This is a genomic window from Pseudocolwellia agarivorans (assembly GCF_002000085.1).
GTDB lineage: Bacteria > Pseudomonadota > Gammaproteobacteria > Enterobacterales > Alteromonadaceae > Pseudocolwellia > Pseudocolwellia agarivorans.
Genome location: NZ_MUZU01000008.1, coordinates 138,420 through 160,610, shown reverse-complemented (window position 1 = coordinate 160,610; position 22,191 = coordinate 138,420). Strand labels below are relative to the sequence as shown.

The window sequence follows — 22,191 nt, the reverse complement described above, 5'->3', positions numbered from 1 at the left end:
TGCCGCTAAAATTTTAGCTAATGAATAGTTTGAAATTACCCAATAAACTAAACATTTCTTTGGCAATTGAATATTAGACCTAAGTCTAAAATTTCATAAAAAGAGCTATGACTTTAGTCTAATGGCAAGTCAATTAGGGGATTTAAAGTAATAGGTCAGACAGTGTTACTTTATTGGGGCTTGCCATAGCATTAACTTGTGCCATAAGTAGTTCAGCTGTCGCTATCGCATCATTTAAAGCATTATGTGCATGATGTTCTGGTAGATTATATTGCTGTCGTAATGCTGATAATCTAAGGGTGGAAGGATCGTAAGCTACGTCTCTATTATCTAATCGTTTTTTGGCTACCATTAAGGTGTCTATCATTGGAAACACGGGAGCCATGCCATAAAGATTTATACACGCTTGCTGTAAAAATTCACGTTCTATTCTGGCAAAATGCACTAACATGACTTTTCCGGTTAGGGCTTTGAGTAGAGCTTCAATAGCGACTCTAAGTGGCTCACCCTGATCTTTTTGGCTATCGGTAATTTGATGAATGGTGACATTGTCTGATTTTAAACGACCTTTGCTGCGCACTATTTGATGATAACTACTTTTTAGTGGAATGGTATTAGCAAATAAATCAACAAAGCCTACGCTAAGTAATTTGTCATTTTTGGCATGTAACCCGGTTGTTTCAAAGTCGACAGATAAAATAGGAGTATCAATCAATAATTGTTTTTTATCTGGGAAGGGGACAGATAGAAAGTCATGTAAAGGTCCTGCTGGCGCGCGTTTTAATAGGCGTTTTCTTTTTGCTTCATAGCCAAATATGTTGTTGAAAATCATTAACTCAAGCCCCTAATATGACGTTTGTCTGACGTCTTGCATGGTTTTTATGACTTTAAATGCGTCTTTAAGATGCTCTCTTTCTAATTTAGATAAGGCTTTGGGAGGCAATAAGTTATTAGGTTTTTTGTTATTTTGCATTCGTGTTGATTGGTTTTGCATACGTAGCATAGAAATAAACTCGTAAGCATCAATTAAGTTTGCCGCAGACTCTTTTGTTAATGAGCGTGAACCTGCGACTTGTTTTAATCGTTCTATGGTGTTTGTTGCGCTAATGCCTTCTGCTAACGCATAAATTCTAGCAAGGTCTACAATAGGTGCTATGCCGTTATGTTTTAGATCGAGTACTGATTTATTTTCTCCATCATGTTTTAGAACAAAATCTCTAAAAAAACCTAGAGGTGGCCTTAATTTTAAAGCATTTTTCGATAAGTGGGCGATAAATAAAGTGCTGCGTTTGGTTTTTTCTAGCATGCTATTACGCACATTTTCTAATAACGATGCATCACCATACACCGTGGTTAAATCAAAAAAAACGCTTGCGTTTAATAAGGCTTCAGAACTTGGTGTGTTTACCCATTTGTCGAAATAACGATGCCAAACCTTTTGGGGCTGTCGCCATTTTTGATTGGTAGCCATAATATCGCCAGGGCAATAAATAAAGCCACAAGCTGCTAAGCCATCGGAAACAAAAGTGGCTAAGTCAAAAAACCAAAAGCTATCTTCGGGTTTCATTTCATCAGATATGATCAAGGCATTGTCTTGATCTGAATGGGCAAGTTGTTCTTGACGAGCTTGCGAACCTGCGGCTAACCAAGCGTAGGGGACAGGCGCAGGGCCTAATAGCTTTTCGGCCATTTCAATTAAGCGAATAGTAAAGGCCATGGTTATAGCACTGATACTTTTACCTACGTGATCGGCTGTTGTGCCTAATTTAGCCATACGTATTTGTAACTTAGGTAGCATTTTACTTATTTTAGCTAACTCACTTACGGTAGTAGCCTTATGAATAATGCTGGTTAAGTTAACAGCGTTTTGACCTTCGTAATTCATTAAGTCAGTAACGGTTACCATGCCTTCAAGTTGACCTTGATTTGTTACAGGCAGGTGATGGATATGTTTACTGGTCATCACCATTAGCGCGTCATAAGCGTTGCTGTTGATATCAATAGTTATGGGGTGTTGAGTAATAATATCGGTAATGGGTTGGTTAAAAGGTAAACCTTGGGCAACACATCGACGACGAATATCTTTGTCGGTTACTATGCCGATAAAACTATTGTTATTTAATACGATTAAGCAAGAATAGCCCTGATCTGTCATTTTTATTGCGGCTTGTTGAATGGTGCTTTTATGAGAAATACTGGCTACAGGGGTGTGATAAAAGTGTGTTATGGGTGTGTTCATTAACGATGAAGAAATAATTGCGTCTTCATTAACACGGGTCATTTTTTTGTGTAGGCGTTGTTCTGCACTTTGCTCAAAAAAAGCAATAACATCAGGAAAGTCTTGTAATGTTTTTTGTAATGCAGGATACGACAAAGCGTACAATAACGTATCTTCGTTACTACATAATCTAATATTTATATTGGTTTGAGGGTGGCAGTAAAGTGTACAAATATCACTTTCACTAAACATGCCTAATAGCTCATTACTGGGAGAGTAATAGCTTAAAGCACCTTTTCTTAAAATAAATAAAGATTCTGTTACTAATGTGTTGGGGGGAATATCTTCTTGTTTTCGTAAATAGCAAATATCTATTTCTTTTACGACCATCTCTAACTGAGTGTCAGGCAGTAAGTCAAAGGGTGGGATCGCTTTAACAAATCCCAAAATGTCGGCGAGTTCGTTGCTCATATTATACTATCCTAGATAACGTTACCTATGTTTTAGGGTAAATAGCCCTATGCCGTCAACAATAATCCATCCACTTTAGACTAAAGTGTAATACTCCAATTGAAAAAAGCTTGTTAGTGTTGAATATAGATAGGCTTAGTATTCACCTGACTTTAATGAGTTACTCATTAGGAGCTAATTATGAATCTTTGACCTTTCTCAACATACATAAGCTGTTAACTAAGCGTACAAAAATAATAAACGCTCAATCGCTAGGAGAAAATGATGGAAGGTGAAACTACATATTGGCAGGAAAATCTGCGCTTAATATTTATTAGTCTTGTTATTTGGTTTGTCGTCTCATTTGGTTTAGGCATATTGCTTGTCGAACAGTTAAATGAATTTCGATTAGGTGGATACAAGTTAGGTTTTTGGTTTGCACAACAAGGTTCTATTTATACTTTTGTTGCTTTAGTTTTTTGGTATTCAGCAAAAATGAATGCTCTTGATAAAAAATACAAGGTGGAGGAGTCGTAATGGATGAGTTAAAACTATATACCTATATCGCTGTATTTGGCTCATTTGCTTTATATTTTGCTATTGCTTGGTGGGCTCGTGCGGGTTCTACTAGTGATTTTTATGTTGCAGGGGGAGATATAACACCGTTACAAAATGGTATGGCAATTGGTGCCGATTGGATGAGCGCCGCGTCGTTTATTTCAATGGCAGGTTTAATTGCTTTCTTAGGGTACGGTGGTTCAGTATTTTTAATGGGTTGGACAGGCGGTTATGTATTACTCGCCATGCTTTTAGCTCCTTACATGCGTAAGCACGGTAAGTTTACGGTGCCTGAATTTATTTCAGATCGTTACTACTCAAAAACAGCACGTATTGTTGCGGTTATTTGTTTAATTATCGCTTCGTTAACTTATATCATAGGTCAAATGAAAGGTGTAGGTGTTGCTTTCTCTCGCTTTTTAGAAGTTGATTACGGTTTAGGTTTAGGTATAGGTATGGCTGTAGTTTGGGTATACGCGGTACTAGGTGGTATGAAAGGTATTACTTACACGCAGATTGCCCAATACTGTGTATTAATTTTTGCTTATACCATTCCTGCTGTATTTATCTCATTACAATTAACCGGTAATCCCATTCCACAATTAGGTTTAGGTTCTACACTTGCTGATGGTAGCGGTGTTTATTTACTTGATAAATTGGATATGGTTGTTACTGATTTAGGCTTTAAAGAATACACCACTGACAACATGGGCGGCACATTAAATATGTTCGCCTATACTATGTCGTTAATGATCGGTACCGCAGGTTTACCTCATGTAATCATGCGTTTCTTCACGGTTCCATCTGTGCAAGCGGCTCGTTCATCTGCTGGGTATGCTTTAGTCTTTATCGCATTACTTTATACGGTTGCTCCAGCTGTTGGTGCAATGGCTCGTTTAAACTTAATGAATACTATTGAACCTGCTGCAGGTCAAAACCTTGAATACGAAGCTCGTCCACAATGGTTTAAAGATTGGGAAACAACGGGCTTATTGAAGTTTGAAGATAAAAACGGCGATGGCAAAATTACTTATGTAGCAGACGCTGAAAAAAATGAAATGGTTAAAGTTGACCGCGACATTATGGTACTTGCTAACCCAGCTATTGCTAACTTACCTAATTGGGTTATTGCACTAGTAGCTGCTGGTGGTTTAGCTGCCGCACTATCAACCGCTGCCGGTTTATTGTTGGCGATATCTTCCTCTATCTCCCATGATTTAATGAAAGGGGTGTTAACACCAAACTTGTCCGATAAAAACGAGTTACTCGCGGGGCGGATTGTAATGACAATTGCTATTCTGATCTCCGGTTATCTCGGGCTGCATCCTCCTGGCTTTGCCGCCGGAACCGTCGCCTTAGCATTCGGTTTGGCTGCCTCGTCAATATTCCCTGCATTAATGATGGGTATATTCGCTAAGAAAATGAGTGGTACTGCTGCTGTATGGGGTATGTGTTCTGGTATCGGTGTAACTATGTTGTATGTATTTCAACATAAAGGCATCATGTTTATCCCAGGTACATCGTTCTTAGGTGATATGGGGCCTGATTGGTTCTTTGGTATTTCACCTAACGCGTTTGGTGCTGTAGGTGCTCTTGTAAACTTTGCGGTAGCATTTATCGTGGTAAGATTTACAGGCCCAGCTCCAACTCATATTCAGGATATGGTTGATAACTTCCGTAGCCCTTATGGTAAAATTGAAGCTGCACATGATCACTAATTTGTAGTGGTATGGGTATCAAAGGCTAGACGATTTATCGCCTAGCCTTTTATTTTTTAACCTTCAGATAAGAGCATTATTATTTTATGAATAAACACACTAAACTTGCTTTATTAGTTGCCCCTTTTCTTATTTTAGGTGGGTATATTGCTTCTGATTTATATATTGAAAACGAAGCGGAAAAAACACGTGTTTTTCAATTAGAGCCGTCGGGTAATTGCGATGTTATTAATAAAAGCTGTATTTTGAAATCGGGTGAATTTGAAGTAAACATTTATGATGAAGAGGGTATTACTACGGTTAATTCAACTTTTCCGCTTGATACCGCAACTTTGTTCTTAGTGAGTGAAAATGAAGAAGTGACCGTTTATCCACTAGGTATGATTGATAGTGCCTATTATTGGAAAAGTTCTACCGCATTACGCCAACTTGCATCAACTCAAGGTGCGCAATATAAGCTACGTTTAATTGCTAATATTAAAGGTGGTCAATACATTAGTGAATTTACAACTCGCACTATGTAATAGATAAAACTTACAGTAGTTTACTCATAATGATTAAAATACAATAAGATGAAATACTGTAAGCATGTATTATTTAGCTATTTAATTACAAGAGAATACCTATGTTTCCTAATTGGCAATTAACAACATTAAGCTTCTTTTACATCTGCTTATTATTTTTAATTGCTTTTATTGGAGACAAATATCGCAACAAACTTCTTGAGCGTTACCAATCAAGTATTTACGCCTTAACACTTGGGGTTTATTGTACTTCGTGGAGTTTTTTAGGAACAACAGGGCAAACCGCCAATAATATATTTTCTCATTTACCTATTTATTTAGGCCCTATCTTTCTCTTCTTTTTTGCTTGGCCTTTTATACAACGCATTATTCGCGTTAGTTTAAAGTTAAATTTAACCTCTATTGCTGATTTATTAGCAGCTCGTTACGGTAAATCTCATAAGCTTGCGGTTTTAGTCACCTTAGTCGCTTTAGTAGGAACCATGCCGTATATCGCTTTACAGCTTAAAGCGATTGTTTATTCATTTACACAATTACAAGCTGAGCAAGACTTTAACGATTGGCAATTAGGTTTAGCGATTAGCTTAGTATTAGCTGGCTTTACTATATTATTTGGTATTCGTAATATTGATGTGACTGAACGCCACCCAGGCATTATGCTGGCGATAGCGTTTGAGTCGCTAGTTAAGTTGTTTGCATTTTTAGCCGTTGGTTTATTTACGACCTTTTTCCTTTTCGATTCACCTGCTGATTTATGGGAGCAAACCAGCGTAACCATTAAGTTAGAAGAGCAATTTAGCTTACCCAGTATTGCGTCAGTGCTTGCTATGTTGGTGATTACGATGGCGGCTTTTTTGTCTTTGCCACGCCAGTTTCAAGTGATGGTGGTAGAGTTAAAAGAAGAAAAAAACATTTATCTTAGTCGACGTTTATTTCCATTATATTTATTTATATTTGCATTATTTGCTATTCCGCTTGGGTTAGCGGGGCAGCTGTTGTTAGGTGATAGTGTACCTTCAGATGCTTACGTACTGTTTTTACCCAGCTTAAAAGATCAAACATGGCTAACATTATTAACTTTTCTTGGTGCTATTTCGTCTGCGAGCTCTATGGTGATTATTGCGGCTATCGCATTAAGTACTATGTTGAGTAACGAAATTGTTTTTCCTCATTTATATGGTACTAAAAAATCCAGCAACGTTGATTACGATAGTTTCAGATTACGTTTACTTCATATTCGTAAGTTTTTAGTATTTAGCGTTATATTGTTAGGCTTTGGCGTTTCGTTAATGTTGCCGTCAGAAACCTTATCTTCATTAGGTGAGGTTGCTTTTGGCGCTTTTGCCCAACTAACACCCGCATTAATTGCAGCTTTTTATTGGCGACGAGCAACATTAACAGGGGTTTATGCGGGGATATTAGTTGGTTTTATGTTGTGGTTAATGTTTAATTTTTTACCGCAATTTGGTTTATATATTCCGCCTTTTTCTGACGGTATTATTCCAGCGAGTAGTATGGCCACTTTGTTGAGTTTAGTGGTTAATATATTTGTGCTTTGGAGTTTATCGCAAGTCAGCCGACAAAGTGTACAAGAGCGTGTGCAAGCATCTATATTTTTAGAATGGCAATCTCCTAAAGTATTAACCTCACAAAAATATCGTCATCTTGATTTTCGTGAATTAGAACTGTTAGTTTCACGTTTTGTAGGTGAGCCTAAAGCAAGTCATAGTTTTAGTGAATTTCAGCAGAAAACTCTTCAAAAGAAAGTGGGCAATAATAATTATAATCAATTATTGCTGGAACATACCGAAAATACGTTAGCCAGTGTTATGGGAGCATCTTCAGCTCGGCTAGTGCTTTACTCTGCATTAGAAGGGCGTGATATCGCACTTGATGAGTTAACGGTTTTAGTTGAAGAGGCATCAAACCATAGACAAAAATATAGTCAAAATTTATTACAAAGTGCGATAGAAAATGCCAGTGAAGGCTTTTCAGTGATTGATGCCGATTTAAAACTAATGGCATGGAATAAAAAATATATCGACCTTTTTAATTACCCTAAAGAGTTAGTTTACGTAGGTTGCCCTATAGAAAGTTTACTGCGCTATAACGCTAAGCGAGGTTTGTTTGGTACGGGCAATGTAAACAAAGAAGTAACGAAACGACTCGAATATTTACGTAAGGGAAGTCCGCACTCAACGGAACGCCAATATGATAATGGGCGAGCTATTCGTATAGAAGGTAACCCTTTACCTGATGGTGGTTTTGTAATGATGTTTTCTGATGTAACAGCATACAGAAAAGCCGAGCAGGTATTAAAAGAGGCTAATCAAGATCTAGAAACTATTGTACAAGAACGTACTCAAAAGCTTGAACAAGCTAATCAAGACTTAGCAAATGCTCGATATAAAGCTGAGCAAGCACATGTTAATAAAAGTCAGTATTTAAAGGCCTGCAGTCATGATTTAATGCAACCATTAGAAGCTGCTAGGCTTTTTACTTCAGCACTGGCCGATCAGAAAAATCTTAATGAATTACAAGAGCGTCAAGTTAATAATATTGATCACTCATTAAAAGTAGCTAGCGATTTGCTGTCTGATTTAAGTGAAATTGCACGTATTGAAAGTGGCAATATTAAACCTCAAATAGAGACTTTTTCGGTGAAAGAGTTATTTGATAATTTAGCCAAAGAATTTTCAGCTTCAGCAGTAGAGGCTGAGGTAGATTTTAGGGTGGTTTCTACTTCTGTATGGATCAAGTCAGATAAGCGATTATTACGACGTATATTGCAAAACCTGATTGGCAATGCTTTCAGATATGCCAGTTCAGGTAAAGTACTGCTTGGCGCCAGAGTGGTAAAAGGCGAAGTAAAAATTCAAGTGTTAGATAATGGCCCAGGGATCCCAGAAGATAAACAAATATTGGTTTTTGAGCAATTTACGCAATTGGATACGGCAACAACAAAACCTAATCAAGGTTTAGGATTAGGCTTAAATATAACGCAAAGTCTTGCACAATTGTTAGGACACAAATTATTGCTTCAATCGAAGGTTAACCAAGGTTGTAAATTTACATTATCTGTTGCTCAGGCTGTTAAAGGTGATGTTAAAAAAGTTAGTGCTCCTATTGTTAGCTCAGGTTTTAAAGATGTAACCGTATTATGTATTGATAACGATCCGGACGTATTAGCCGGAATGGTGGCGCTTTTAGAGGCTTGGCATTGTAATGTACTAACCGCTGATTCATATGTATCAGCCCAAGAAATATTTGTTAAAGAAGGTGAACTTATACAAATATTATTAGTGGATTACCAATTAAACAATAATGAAGACGGACTAACTTTAATCGCAATGTTACGTGAACAATGTCAGCATTATTTACCTGCTATATTAATTACTGCCGCCACTGAAAGCGATGTTGACCTAAGGGCTGCTGAAGCTGATGTAGGGTTTATGAGAAAGTTGGTAAAACCAGCAGCATTGCGTGCAATGATGAGTGCTAAGTTAGCAAAAAACCTACAAAATAATTATTTATCTTAGAGGTTGTGGTTGGGTCAACTGATCTTAATCTAAATTAAGCTCAGGAATATCTAATTGCCCAATAGCAATAACTGCCTGTGTACGATTGCGTACATTTAACTTACGAAAAATAGCGGTAGCATGTGCTTTAATTGTTGCTTCAGATACATGTAAATCATACGCTATTTGCTTATTTAACATACCTTGGGCAAACATTAATAAAATTTTATATTGTTGTTGGGTTAAGCTCGCGACACGCTCAGAAATATCAGTGCTTTCGTTATTATTTTCTGAAGCTTCAAAAGCTTCTGGCACCCAAACATTCCCTAATAATACTTGCTGAATAGCGGTTACAATAAGATCAACAGGTGTTGATTTAGGAATAAAGCCTGCTGCACCATATTCCATTGATTTACTTATAGTATCTTGATCTTCGTGTGCTGAAACAATAACAACGGGTATTTGAGGGTAGTGGTTTCTAACATGTATAAGAGTATTAAAGCCGTGTGCTCCAGGTATGTTTAAATCAAGTAAAAGTAAATCACAGTCACTATTGTTAGTGAGTAATTGTTCTAGTTCAGGGATCGTTTGTGCTTCTAACCAACCTGTAGTAATAAATTTTGACTTTAATGTGCCCAATAAAGCTTGTCTAAATAAAGGATGATCATCAGCTATTATAATTTTTTCTGGCTGAATCATAAAAGTATTCCTTAAGAGATATCGTCTTCAGTATAAACGGTTTTCTGAAAAATATTTATTAGACTTTAGACTAAAAAAAATAAATTGTGGTGAGACTTTACATTTATTTCACTTAATAGTGAATTAGCAGTTTGTAGAAACGAAAAAGCCAATCGTGAATCTAGTTAACGATTGGCTTTTTCTTTTATTTGTATGCAGTTTATTTAGGGTATTTGGCTTCTAATGCTGCATATAATTGTTGTTGAAAGTCAGTGGCGCTTGGATCAAGTGTAGTAACAACATTTGCTAATACTTCGTTGTCTTCTTCGCCATTCCAAATTTTAATGTATGTACCTTCTTTGTAGCCATGATCTTGGCGGAAAAAGTTTAAGGTGTTTTTACCTACGTATTGGCGAAATAATTCGTTTAAATCCATATTCATTAATCGCATACAATCAGCAAGCGCAACAGCATCAAACGCTTTGTTTGAAACCGCCGCAGAGGCTAAATTTTCTAATGCTATTTTAAAATCTGTTTCAGATGTTTTTTCTGTTAACTCTTGAGCTAATTCAGCTGTAATACTTTCTACTGAAGCGCCTGTCATTAAGCGTAGGCTTAAACCAAAGTGAAAAATATCGACTAATTCTAATTGTACTTGAGGTACGTCAATCTCTTGATGTTTCCACCATTTCCAACCGTGGTGATCAAGCATTTCAGCACATTCAACCCAAATTGCGCGATACCATTCGTAGTTATTATCTCTCCACGTTTCGCTAACGCGAGAATTCATTGCATCTTGCATGGTTAACATTTGTGTAATTTGTGTAGTTGCAGTAGATAAGTTGCTCATGCATTGTCTCTTTAATGATTTTAATTAATATTCTGTTGTATAGGCGATATCCTACAAGTATTTACTGGATAAATCAGTATAATAGTTTAATTATTCGCGATAATTTTTCTTCAATTTTACGATAACTATTTATGAATCAAACAGCTTCCAAAGAAACACAACAAGATGCACTTAAAGTGGCTAAATCTATTCAAAAGCCTGGGCAAACTAAAGAGCAAACAAAGCTTATTGCACAAGGTATCGAAAAAGGCATTAGCGAATATAAAAAACAACAAAAAATAAAAGCTAGAGAACGTGACAAACAGCGAAAACAACAGCTTAAAGCTAAAAATACAACCGAAGAGAATAATGAAAAAAGCGTAAATGAATCAACAGAGTTAAACAAAGTAACCAGTAAGGTACTAATACCTTGGCTTTTACTTATTACAAGTTGGGTATTATTTGCCTTTTATATTCTAAATTGATCATTGAAAAATGTAATTAACCCCCTCATCTATAGCATCATCATTATGGGTAATCAGGACTTAATCAGGATTAAATTATGCGTAAAGCGTTAGAAATATCTAACTTAAAAAAAATATATAAAGGCGGATTTGAAGCACTTAAAGGCATTGATTTAACGGTTGATGAAGGTGATTTCTTTGCATTGCTTGGCCCTAATGGTGCTGGTAAATCAACATCTATTGGTATTATTACTTCGTTAGTTAATAAAACGTCAGGCTCGGTTAGTGTTTTTGGTAAAAACATTGATACAGAGCTTGAAGCGGCAAAAACCTTTATTGGTTTAGTACCACAAGAATTTAACTTTAATCAGTTTGAATCGTTAATGACAATATTAGTGAACCAAGCGGGTTACTACGGTGTTGATCGTAAAACTGCGTATCAACGTGCTGAGAAATATTTAAAACAGCTCGATTTATGGGATAAACGAGATAACGCATCACGTATGCTTTCTGGTGGTATGAAAAGACGCTTGATGATTGCGCGTGCCTTAATGCATGAACCTAAAATTCTTATTTTAGATGAGCCTACTGCTGGCGTAGATATTGAACTGCGTCGTTCAATGTGGGAGTTCCTTAAAGAACTAAATCAACAAGGCATCACAATTATTTTAACAACTCATTATTTAGAAGAAGCTGAAATGTTGTGTCGTAATATCGCGATTATTGATAAAGGCATTATCGTAAAAAATACCGATATGAAATCGCTATTAGCCTCGTTGAATGTTGAAACGTTTATTTTAGATTTAGATAGTAACGATGTAGCTGACCATTCATCTATCACGCTAACCGGTTTTACTAGCCGGCTAGTAGGGGAAAGTACATTAGAAGTAGATATAGATAAATCGCAAACGATGAATCAAATATTTACTCAATTAACTGACTTAGGCATTAATGTGAAAAGTATGCGTAATAAGAGTAATCGTTTAGAAGAGCTTTTTGTCAATATGATCAACCAGTCTCAAGATGCAGTGGAGGAGAAATAATATGAGTTCTTCAGTTAACGTTATTGCATTAAAAAGTATTTTGCATAAAGAAATACACCGTTTTATGCGCATATGGATACAAACACTTGTACCACCAGCAATTACCATTAGTTTGTACTTTGTTATTTTTGGGGAATTGATTGGCTCTAGAATAGGAGAAATGGGCGGCTTTGATTATATGTCGTTTATTGTACCTGGCTTGATCATGATGAGTGTTATTACTAACTCATACTCCAATGTAGCATCGTCTTTTTATAGCGCTAAATGGCAACATAACATTGAAGAAATGCTAGTTGCTCCTGTGCCTAATTGGGTAATTGTTGCAGGTTATGTTGGCGGCGGAATGGCACGCGGTATTTTAGTGGGGTTAATTGTTACCTTGGTATCCTTGTTTTTTGTGGATATTCAAATTCATAATATTTGGGTTATTATTTTAACGGTTTGTTTAACCTCTGCGACTTTCTCTTTAGGCGGTTTAATTAATGCGATATTTGCTTCAAGCTTTGATGATATTTCTATTATTCCAACCTTTATTTTAACGCCGCTAACATACCTTGGTGGTGTGTTTTATTCAATTAGTTTGCTGCCTGAATTTTGGCAAGGTGTTTCACAAGCTAATCCCATTGTTTACATGGTAAATGCCTTTAGATATGGGTTTCTAGGGATAACAGACGTAAGTTTAACTATTGCATTTTCTGTTTTAGGTGTGTTTATTGTGACTTTATACACGCTAGCAATGGTGTTGATCACTAAAGGTGTAGGATTACGTACTTAATGACAGAAAAAATAAATAAAATGGGGGACTCTAAAGCGATTGTTACTAATCAAGACGGTATACATGAAAAGCTTGAAGAGATTGTTTTAAAACATATAAAACATCCATTTAAAAAACCTTATCAACAACATACACAAGACGCTTTCGATGAAATAGATAAAGTGGTTCAGGCATTTGATGGCGAGATCATTTTAGACTCGTGCTGTGGGGTTGGACAAAGTACGCGATTACTTGCGAAACGAAACCCTAAAGCTTTAGTTATAGGGGTAGATAAGTCGGCTAATCGCATCAATCGTAATGTTGATGAGTTGGTTAATGAAGATAGTTTTCAAAAGGTTGAGAACTTTTATTTAATTCGAGCTGACTTGAACGATTTTTATCGTTTGGTATTAGCGGCTAAATGGTCTGTTACTCAACATTATGTTTTGTACCCTAACCCTTGGCCTAAGTCTAAGCATGTACAGCGTCGTTGGCATGGTAGCGCGGTATTTCCTGATATGCTTAAAATAGGGCATACCATGATTTTGCGCAGTAATTGGCGCTTATATTTAGAAGAGTTCAGCTTTGCGGTATCACTCTTAAAGTTGACCGGTGAGTTTTCTACAGTTGATGATAAAGAACCCTTAACCCCGTTTGAAGCTAAATATCGAGCAAGCGGCCAAGAATGTTTTCAACTAACCATTAAAATAAAGTAATCATAAAGGAATGTTTTCATTTTTGATTACATTTTGATTTTTGTCCTATACTTAACGCTTTGTTAAAAGTTACAATTATTGGCGAATTTAACAAATTTTTATATTATTTTAAATTATGATTTTATTTTATTGAATAAAATCATATGGTTATTTTTGGTGTGATATTTGAATCCTATTTACTTATTCATAATAAAAAATAGGATTTGATATGATTAGCAAGATAAAAAAACAAGTTTTCCTCTATTCTCTTTTCTGTCTTTTGATTTTAGAGTTAAGTTTAATGTTCATTTCTAGCGCTTTAACATAAAGCTCGCTTATAAAAAGTAGAGACTTTTTAGTTAATTTTTATTAAAGTGCCGCAATAACAACAAATCAAACTTATATTAACCTGAGTTCAGGTTATATTAGAATAAGTGATAAGTATGACAGCGAATAAGCGCAAAGCTAAAGCAACTCACAAATCTCTACACCGCATTTTTACTATTCCTGAAGCGCCAGACTCAACATTAGGCGCTATTGAAAAAGAAATGTCTCAAAATCTTGCGGGTTTTCTTGGTAACCATATTGTGGCAACCAATCAAGCGTTAACAGATATTGAGAAAGATTTTGCGGGTTCTAGCATTCCTGAAGAACCTAGCTTTGTTTCTGATCATATGCGTCATTTATTAGATAAGCTGGTTTCTCAGTCTGTTCACACCTCAAGCCCTAGTTTTATTGGGCATATGACCTCAGCTTTACCTTATTTTATTTTGCCGTTATCTAAGTTAATGGTGGGATTAAATCAAAACCTTGTAAAAGTTGAAACATCTAAAGCATTTACACCACTTGAGCGGCAAGTGTTAGGGATGATGCATCGTTTAGTATATCGAGACGATGAACCTTTTTATGAGCAATGGATGCATAGTCCAAATCACTCATTAGGCGCGTTTTGTTCGGGTGGTACTGTGGCTAATATTACCGCGCTTTGGGTTGCTCGAAATAACTTATTAAAGCCCGATGGCCATTTCAAAGGTGTCGCAAAAGAAGGTTTATTTAATGCTCTTACCCATTATGGTTATAAAGGCTTAGCTATTTTGGTGTCTGACCGTGGTCATTACTCTCTCAAAAAATCAGCAGATATTTTAGGTATTGGTGAAGAAAGTGTAATTAGAATACCTACCGATGAATATAATAAAATAGACTGTGTAAAATTACGTGAAAAATGCCAAGAACTCGCCAATAAAAACATTAAAGTACTCAGTATTGTTGGTGTGGCAGGTACTACAGAAACAGGTAATGTGGACCCACTTAATAATATGGCGGATATTGCACAAGAGTTTTCGTGTAATTTTCATGTTGATGCTGCATGGGGGGGAGCAACGTTATTATCAAACAAATACCGTACGATCCTCAACGGCATAGAACGCGCAGACTCAGTGACTATTGATGCTCATAAGCAAATGTATATTCCGATGGGGGCTGGATTGGTTGTTTTTAAAAATCCAAAATCTGTTGCTTCTATTGAGCATCATGCAGAATACATTATTCGTAAGGGCTCTAAGGATTTAGGTAGTCATACGTTAGAAGGTTCACGCCCTGGTATGGCTATGCTTGTGTATGCTAGTTTACATATTATTAGCCGTCCAGGTTATGAATTATTGATTAATCATAGTATTGAAAAAGCCAATTATTTTGCAGATATGATTAATGATCATGATGACTTTGAATTAATAACACGACCTGAACTGTGTTTATTAACGTACCGTTATGCGCCTAAAGTTATTCAACAATATCTTGCTACAGCGACTCTTGAACAACAAGATGAAATAAATAGCTTGTTAGATAAGTTAACTAAATTTGTTCAGAAGCGTCAGCGTGAAAATGGTAAGTCATTTGTTTCAAGAACACGTATAGAAGTGTCTCGCTATCAAGGTAAGAAAATTTTAGTTTTTAGAGTGGTATTAGCAAATCCACTTACATCAAATAAAATATTGCACAGCATCCTTGAGGAACAGTGTATTCTAGCAAATGAAAGTGTAACTTTTCTTCCTGAGTTACATGCTATTTGCGATTAATTTTCACGTCTATTAATACTTCATTATTTGTACCTATTTTAAAAACTATAAAAGACAATGCCTTACAGGTTTTGTCTTTTTGTTTTTAGACTATGTCTGAACTTTTTATCTTAATTCTAGTTACGGAGTGGTTTCGTTTTTATTTCGATGTTGTTTCGATTTGTGTTTTATTTGTTGATTTTTGTAATTGATTCTGTAATGATACAGCTCTAGTTACAATTATATTAGGTGGTGATTTATGGAACAATTTAATAACAGCGTCGCAATGCAATCAGTAGCAAATGAACAAATAAACTATGCGTTAATACAACAGCAGTTAGTTGAAGCAAATAAAAAAATTGAAGAATTAGAGTATGAACTAGAGTGGACTAATCGCTCTTACGAATAATTTCAAATTTACTTCATATATCAATTTTGAATTATGTCTTCTTGCTTTCGCTAAGTAGTCAATTAATCAATTAAGTATTACCACCTGTTTACTTATTAAATAGGTGGTATTTATATTACCAGGGTATAGCGCTTACCCTGTTTTTGCGTTTTGAAATAAAATGTTACACTTATGCTGGTTGAAGTGCTTCCATTCAAATAAAATAGTTAATATTCAATTTGTTAAGTGTTTGTGTTCGTATTCTTTCGTTGGCCTAAATCTTACTTTCCTCAACCAACCTCATACGTCATATGTTTATGTATTTGATATCTATCTTGTCGGGGTTTACTATTCTTATACAACTAAATCGTTAAAAATAAAGTGTATCTAATGGTATTTAAAAAGCTTCCTTTCATTATTTGTTCTTTCATGCTCGTACAATCAGCTCATGCTGTAGAGCGTGGTATTAATCACAACGCAGATAGTCCATACGTTAAGTTCAAAAATATTAATATTGATGATGCTAAATGGACTACGGGCTTTTGGTCAGAAAAATTTGACATGCTAGAGTCAACAATGATCCCGTATATGGGGGAATTGTTAAAGGGTGATATTGGCCATGGATATAATAACTTCAAAATAGCCGCAGGTTTAAAAGAAGGTAAAGCGAAAGGTTTTCCGTTTCATGATGGTGATTTTTACAAGTGGATGGAATCGACCATGTACTTATATGCCATTAATAAAGATGAAAAATTACTTGAGCAATTAGACGAAATTATTGCCGTTATTGCTAAGGCACAACGACCTGATGGCTATTTACAAACACATAGTATTATTAAAAATATTAAGCCTTATACTAATCGCCAATACCATGAAATGTATAATAGTGGTCATTTAATTAATGCTGCTGTTATTCATCATCGTGTTACCGGCCAAACTAACTTCTTAGATATCGCGACTAAAAATGCCGATATGATCTATAAGCTATTTAGCCCACGACCAAAGCATCTTGCTCGTTTTGGTTTTAATCAAACTCAAATTACAGGGTTGGTTGAATTATATCGTGAAGTAAAAGATCGACGTTATTTAGAGCTGGCTGAATTGTTTATTAATATGCGAGGCCAAGTAGAAGCAAATTTAGACGATACAGTTAGAATTAATATGATCGGTGATATGGTTCAAGAGAAGAAACCATTTCGTAAAGAAAATGACGCTGTTGGGCATGCCGTATTAGCTATGTACTTTTATGCGGGTGCAGCAGACGTATACGCAGAAACAGGCGAAAAAGCGCTTTTAGATGCTTTAAATCGTGTGTGGTCAAGTGCGAACGAACGTAAAATGTATATAACAGGTGCAATTGGCCAAGCTCATCATGGTGCTTCTGGTCACGACTCTGTTCATGAGGCTTTTTTACAAGATTATTTAATGCCTAATGCAACAGCATACAATGAAACCTGTGCAAACATTACTAATGCTATGTTCAACTGGCGTATGTTGGGATTAACAGGTGACGCTAAACATGCTGATATTATGGAAACCGTACTCTATAACAGTGCATTATCAGGTATTAGTGCTGACGGTAAGCATTATTTTTATACTAACCCTTTGCGTAGAAGTTTCGGTAGCGATACAAGCCGCTTTGGTAAAAAGGGAACAACAGCGACGTTAAAACGTGATTCTTATCTCAATTGCTTTTGTTGTCCACCAAACTTAATTCGTACCTTGGCTAAACTCTCGGGCTGGTCTTACAGCTTACCTGAAAATGGGATTGCCGTGAACATTTATGGTGGCAATACATTAGAAACCAATCTATCTGATGGTTCTGTGTTGAAACTTACACAAAATACGCAATATCCTTGGGAAGGGCGTGTTGATATCACTATTAATGAAGCAAAGGCGGAAGCATTTGATGTACTTTTACGTATACCTGGTTGGGCTGAAAATAGTACGTTAAAAGTTAATGGTAAAGCGACAGGCGTTAACGTAGTCGCGGGTACTTTTGCTAAATTAACACGTGAGTGGAAAGCCGGTGATATGATCACTTTAGATATGCCACTGAATATAGATTTTGTAGAAGGAAACTCACGTATTGAAGAAGTCAGAAATCAAGTAGCGGTTAAGCGTGGTCCTATTGTTTATGTTGTAGAAACACCAGACTTACCAAAAGAGAATAATATTTTTGATGTGTATTTAGCGGGCGACTCTACGTTTACCCCTACACACACTAAAGATTTTTCGGGGTCTCACGATAGTGTCACTACATTAAAAGGAAAGCTTCTTTTACGCAGTAACAATAAGAAAGAAAATATGTATAACAAAGTAAGTAAACCTGAGTTTACTGCTTACGACACACAGCTTGTTCCATATTATGCTTGGAGTAATCGTGGCGTTGCCGAAATGACTGTATTTTTACCGGTTGTTTGGGGAGAGTTAGATAAAGAAGCCAAAGATAAAGAAAGTAGTTGGTGGCCTTTTTAATACCAAACGCATAATGAATTGACCATTTAGGAATATAAATGATCAATTGGTTATTGTGATTGATATAAGACAGACTAACCGTTTACTTTAAAAGTAAAACGTATGAAATAAAAAATGGAAGTTAGGTAACTAACTTCCGTTTTTTTAAGATAGTGTTATGAATATTTAACGTTTATTTTAAAGAAAACCGCAAGTTATCTATTAAACGTGCTTTACCACAAAAAGCGGCAGCCAATATAACAAGATCAGTATCATCTTCACTGGCGGGTTGTAATGTTTTTGCATGACAAACGTGAATATAATCAGTTTTTAAACCTGCATTATTGATATATGATGCGGCTGTTTTAGCTAAACCAATAAAATCAGTGTTGGTTTTTAATTCGTTAGCAAGCCATTGAATATTTTGGCTTAATGCAGGAGCTATTTTAAGTTCTTCTTCAGTTAAATAACCATTGCGAGAGCTTAACGCTAAACCAGAGGCTTCTCTAATTGTATCAACAGGAATAATTTTAATCGGCATTGATAAATCATCAACCATGGTTTCAATAACCTGTACCTGTTGATAATCTTTTAAACCAAAGCAAGCAACGTCTGGTTGTACTAAGTTGAATAGCTTACAAACGACTGTTGACACACCTCTAAAATGGCCTGGACGGCTTTCACCACAATAACCTTCTGATACATTAGGTACTTCAACGTAGGTTTGTTTATCTAGCCCTTTAGGGTAAATAATTTCAGGCGTTGGCATAAATAATAAGTCAGTGCCCTCGGCTGCAAGCTTTTGTTGGTCAGCCTCCATGGTTCTAGGGTAGTTGTCTACGTCTTCATTTTCACCAAACTGCATTGGGTTGATGAAAATACTAGCAACAATTTTGTCTGCATGTTTATGGGCTTCAGTCACTAACGAAATATGACCCGCATGCAAATTACCCATAGTTGGCACAAAGCCAATTTTTAAACCTTGTTGGCGCCAATCTGTAATTATTTGGCGTAAATCATTTATGTTATCAACTGTTTTCATTATAGCCCCAAACTATTCGAAAATGTGTTCTTGACCAGGGAAGTTACCTAAAGATACTTCTTTAATATAAAGCTCTATCGCTTTTTTTATGTCGCCAGTATCGATTAAAAAATTTCTTGAAAACTTAGGCATATAACTACATGAAATTCCTAAAGCATCGTGCATTACCAGTATTTGACCATCAGTACTCTTACCGGCGCCAATACCTATAGTAGGAATTGTAACAGCTTCTGTAATCGCTTTACCTAAACTGTCAGGTATGCATTCTAGTACTAATAATTGTGCGCCCGCTGCTTCTAATTGTTTAGCGTGTTCAATCATTTCTAATGCTTTTGTTTCGTCACGTCCTTGCACCCTAAAGCCACCAAAGACGTTTACTGATTGAGGGGTTAAGCCTAAATGAGCACAAACGGGAATACCACGCTCAACTAAACCTTTAATGGTATCTACTAACCAGTTTCCACCTTCTATTTTAACCATGCTAGCACCTGCTTGCATAAGCTTAGTTGCGTTTATATAAGTTTGCTCTGTTGTGGCGTAACTCATAAATGGCATATCAGCAATAACGAGTGTATTTTCAACGCCATTACGTACACATTTAGTGTGGTAGGCCATATCGTCAATACTTACAGGTAATGTATCGTCTTCACCTTGTAAAACCATGCCTAGTGAGTCACCGATTAAAATGGCGTGAATACCTGCTTGGTCAAATAATTTAGCAAAACTTGCATCGTAAGCGGTGATTGTGGATATTTTTTCGCCTTGCTGTTTCATTTTGATCAAGGTTGAAGTTGTGATCTTAGCCATAAGATTTTCCAGTAAAATAAGTAGTGAACAATTAAGACAATATTAGCTTAATTGACTATGAATTTTTAGCCCGTTTGCAGGAATGTTCTGACTCAGTTTTTCAATGCTTTCACCGTCAGGAAGACATAGTCTGGGCGCTATTTCGTGAAGAGGTAATAGTACAAATTCTCTATCTTTTAGTCCGTAATGAGGAACGGTTAAGCGTTCAGAATCTATTACGTGATTATCAAATAAAAGTATGTCGAGGTCTAAAATACGTGGTCCCCATCGATTATCCTTTCGAACACGACCTGCTTGATTTTCTATTTTTTGGAGTTCATCCAGCAAAGTAAGTGGAGATAAACTAGTGGTTAACTCCGCTACGGCATTCATATAATCAGGTTGATCTTGAGGTCCCATAGGACGACTATAATAAAGAGAGGAAATACTCGACATCACGGTGTTTTCTATCTCTTTTATTGCTTTTATTGCATTTATAATTTGCAGCTTAGGGTTTTCTAAATTACTTCCTAAGCCGATGTAAGCTTTAACCATTTATGAGTTTTCTGTCGTTTTAATTCTTGGCTTACGTTTCTTTCTAGGTGAACGTCTCGCTGTTGAACGGTTGTGTATAACACTTTTAATCATTAACTCTCTTGTTTCATGAGGAGTCATTTGAAAATCTGTCCACCATTTTGCTAATTCTTCAAGTGCAGATGGACCGTTAGATTTATCTACATTAGCCGATTCAATTTCAGCGCGTAAAAGTAAGAAGTCGTATCCCGCTCTAAATTTTGGGTGTTCAAAGGTTTTATAAGCCTTTTTACCCTCTCTTCGAGATAACTTATCTTGCAATATTAAAATATCTTTCATTACTGCTTGGAAGCGCTTAGGTATAGCAATGCTACGTTGTTGCTCTGCCATAATCTCACTCATGGCTGCAAAAAAAGCATCTTGTGGAGTAAGTTGTGCGGTTTCATTTAATTGTTTCATTTGCTTTTGTAATGGATACCAAAGCATAGCGGCAAATAAGAAGGCTGGTGTTACACGTTGATCGTTGTTAACGCGTGTATCTGTGTTCTTTAATGCTTTTTTAATAAAAGGATATAAATAAGGTTCAGCGTCTTGTTTTAGTATTTGATCAACTAATGGGAAAAAGTATTGAAATAAATTGTATTCTCTTAATAGTTCAAAGTTTGCTTCGGCTTTACCTGACATGAAAAGTTTTAAAAACTCTTCAAACATTCTCGCTGGAGGAATATTGTCTAACAACGAGCCTAATGCTTTTATAGGTGCTTTAGTTTCAGGGCTTATTTCCATATTAAGTTTTGTCGCAAAACGTATTGCTCTTAACATGCGCACCGGATCTTCTCGGTAGCGTGTTTCTGGATCGCCAATTAATCTAATTTGTTTCGCGTTTATATCCGCAATACCATTGGCAAAGTCGTGAACGGTAAAGTCTTTAGCTGAATAATAAAGCGCGTTTATAGTGAAATCTCTACGCTCTGCATCTTCATCAATAGAGCCGTAAATATTATCGCGCAGCAACATGCCTTCATCACTTTGCTTAGACACTTTTGAAGCTTTGTCGTCTTTAGTAGAATCGTGATGCCCTCTAAAAGTGGCTACTTCTATTATTTCACGCCCAAAAACAATATGGGCTAATCTAAAACGACGACCAATCAAACGACAGTTTCTAAATAAACCTTTGATTTCTTCAGGTGTTGCATTAGTAACAATATCAAAATCTTTTGGAATAACACCTAATAATATATCGCGAACACCGCCTCCGACTAAGTATGCATCGTAACCACCGCTGTTTAATCTATACAAAACCTTTAGGGCATTGGTACTCATCAGCTTGCGTGATACGGGGTGCTGATCTCTTGTTAATACAACCGGCTTTGTTATTTGCGGTGCTTTAGATTTTTTAGTCGTACTTTTTTTAAGTACTCGTTTGCATAAATTGATAACGCTTTTGATAGTGCAGGCCTTAGAAAGTGGATAAAGAAAAT

19 protein-coding genes are annotated in these 22,191 nt (G+C 36.2%); 11 read left to right on the top strand and 8 right to left on the bottom strand.

The window, feature by feature from the left end:
- Window positions 1-142: 142 nt before the first annotated feature.
- Both B0X80_RS13525 and B0X80_RS13520 read right to left on the bottom strand, forming a co-directional pair.
- Window positions 143-832, bottom strand: a complete 690-nt coding sequence (locus B0X80_RS13525; RefSeq protein WP_077341098.1) for an exonuclease domain-containing protein — start codon at window positions 830-832, stop codon at window positions 143-145.
- Window positions 833-844: 12 nt separating this feature from the next.
- Window positions 845-2,689 (bottom strand): putative nucleotidyltransferase substrate binding domain-containing protein, encoded by a 1,845-nt coding sequence (locus B0X80_RS13520; RefSeq protein WP_077341096.1) that lies wholly within the window; start codon window positions 2,687-2,689, stop codon window positions 845-847.
- Between the two features lie 264 nt (window positions 2,690-2,953).
- Here B0X80_RS13520 and B0X80_RS13515 point away from each other — a divergent pair, with 264 nt between their 5' ends.
- The 4 genes from B0X80_RS13515 to B0X80_RS13500 all read left to right on the top strand — a co-directional run bounded on the left by B0X80_RS13515 (window position 2,954) and on the right by B0X80_RS13500 (window position 9,007).
- A complete protein-coding gene (locus B0X80_RS13515) occupies window positions 2,954-3,205 on the top strand; it encodes a DUF4212 domain-containing protein (RefSeq protein ID WP_077341094.1) in 252 nt (83 codons plus the stop codon).
- Window positions 3,205-4,944 carry a sodium:solute symporter family protein gene (locus tag B0X80_RS13510; protein WP_077341092.1) on the top strand — a complete coding sequence of 580 codons (1,740 nt, stop codon included), beginning with the start codon at window positions 3,205-3,207 and terminating at the stop codon, window positions 4,942-4,944. Before B0X80_RS13515 ends, B0X80_RS13510 begins: the two co-directional genes overlap by 1 nt.
- 86 nt (window positions 4,945-5,030) lie before the next feature.
- The gene (locus B0X80_RS13505) at window positions 5,031-5,468 is read left to right on the top strand and encodes a hypothetical protein (RefSeq protein WP_077341090.1); all 438 of its coding nucleotides are present in this window, start codon (window positions 5,031-5,033) and stop codon (window positions 5,466-5,468) included.
- Window positions 5,469-5,569: 101 nt separating this feature from the next.
- Entirely contained in the window at window positions 5,570-9,007 is a 3,438-nt protein-coding gene (locus B0X80_RS13500; protein WP_077341088.1) for a hybrid sensor histidine kinase/response regulator, read from the top strand.
- Window positions 9,008-9,031: 24 nt separating this feature from the next.
- Here the strand turns inward: B0X80_RS13500 and B0X80_RS13495 are convergent, their stop codons facing one another.
- Together B0X80_RS13495 and B0X80_RS13490 are read right to left on the bottom strand one after the other, a co-directional pair.
- A complete protein-coding gene (locus tag B0X80_RS13495) occupies window positions 9,032-9,685 on the bottom strand; it encodes a response regulator (RefSeq protein WP_077341086.1) in 654 nt (217 codons plus the stop codon).
- Window positions 9,686-9,884: 199 nt separating this feature from the next.
- Complete coding sequence (locus B0X80_RS13490; protein ID WP_077341084.1) at window positions 9,885-10,514, bottom strand: dUTP diphosphatase; 630 nt, start codon at window positions 10,512-10,514, stop codon at window positions 9,885-9,887.
- 131 nt (window positions 10,515-10,645) lie between these two features.
- On the opposite strand from B0X80_RS13490, the gene B0X80_RS13485 reads away from it, so the two are divergent.
- The 7 genes from B0X80_RS13485 to B0X80_RS13460 all read left to right on the top strand — a co-directional run bounded on the left by B0X80_RS13485 (window position 10,646) and on the right by B0X80_RS13460 (window position 18,369).
- On the top strand, window positions 10,646-10,978 hold the full coding sequence (locus B0X80_RS13485) for a DUF2956 domain-containing protein (protein ID WP_077341082.1): 333 nt from the start codon (window positions 10,646-10,648) through the stop codon (window positions 10,976-10,978).
- A gap of 77 nt (window positions 10,979-11,055) precedes the next feature.
- Window positions 11,056-12,000, top strand: a complete 945-nt coding sequence (locus B0X80_RS13480; RefSeq protein ID WP_077341080.1) for an ABC transporter ATP-binding protein — start codon at window positions 11,056-11,058, stop codon at window positions 11,998-12,000.
- 1 nt (window position 12,001) lies between these two features.
- Entirely contained in the window at window positions 12,002-12,775 is a 774-nt protein-coding gene (locus B0X80_RS13475; protein ID WP_076417196.1) for an ABC transporter permease, read from the top strand.
- Window positions 12,775-13,470 (top strand): tRNA (guanine(46)-N(7))-methyltransferase TrmB, encoded by a 696-nt coding sequence (gene trmB / locus B0X80_RS13470; protein WP_077341078.1) that lies wholly within the window; start codon window positions 12,775-12,777, stop codon window positions 13,468-13,470. The genes B0X80_RS13475 and trmB overlap by 1 nt, the downstream gene beginning before the upstream one ends.
- Before the next feature lie 422 nt (window positions 13,471-13,892).
- On the top strand, window positions 13,893-15,524 hold the full coding sequence (gene panP / locus B0X80_RS13465; protein WP_077341076.1) for a pyridoxal-dependent aspartate 1-decarboxylase PanP: 1,632 nt from the start codon (window positions 13,893-13,895) through the stop codon (window positions 15,522-15,524).
- A 238-nt stretch (window positions 15,525-15,762) separates the two neighbouring features.
- On the top strand, window positions 15,763-15,912 hold the full coding sequence (locus tag B0X80_RS20450) for a hypothetical protein (RefSeq protein ID WP_175623943.1): 150 nt from the start codon (window positions 15,763-15,765) through the stop codon (window positions 15,910-15,912).
- A gap of 369 nt (window positions 15,913-16,281) precedes the next feature.
- Window positions 16,282-18,369: a glycoside hydrolase family 127 protein gene (locus B0X80_RS13460; RefSeq protein WP_089024883.1), complete on the top strand. Its 2,088-nt coding sequence runs from the start codon at window positions 16,282-16,284 to the stop codon at window positions 18,367-18,369.
- A gap of 172 nt (window positions 18,370-18,541) precedes the next feature.
- Here B0X80_RS13460 and panC read toward each other — a convergent pair whose 3' ends face one another.
- Genes panC through pcnB form a run of 4 tightly spaced genes read right to left on the bottom strand, consistent with a single transcriptional unit; the run spans window position 18,542 to window position 22,159 of the window.
- Window positions 18,542-19,390, bottom strand: coding sequence for a pantoate--beta-alanine ligase (panC, locus tag B0X80_RS13455; protein WP_077341074.1), 849 nt, complete (start codon window positions 19,388-19,390; stop codon window positions 18,542-18,544).
- A gap of 12 nt (window positions 19,391-19,402) precedes the next feature.
- The gene (panB, locus tag B0X80_RS13450; protein ID WP_077341071.1) at window positions 19,403-20,197 is read right to left on the bottom strand and encodes a 3-methyl-2-oxobutanoate hydroxymethyltransferase; all 795 of its coding nucleotides are present in this window, start codon (window positions 20,195-20,197) and stop codon (window positions 19,403-19,405) included.
- A gap of 42 nt (window positions 20,198-20,239) precedes the next feature.
- The gene (gene folK, locus B0X80_RS13445) at window positions 20,240-20,731 is read right to left on the bottom strand and encodes a 2-amino-4-hydroxy-6-hydroxymethyldihydropteridine diphosphokinase (RefSeq protein WP_077341069.1); all 492 of its coding nucleotides are present in this window, start codon (window positions 20,729-20,731) and stop codon (window positions 20,240-20,242) included.
- Window positions 20,732-22,159, bottom strand: a complete 1,428-nt coding sequence (gene pcnB / locus B0X80_RS13440) for a polynucleotide adenylyltransferase PcnB (RefSeq protein ID WP_077341067.1) — start codon at window positions 22,157-22,159, stop codon at window positions 20,732-20,734. It lies immediately after the preceding gene.
- Window positions 22,160-22,191: the final 32 nt, after the last annotated feature.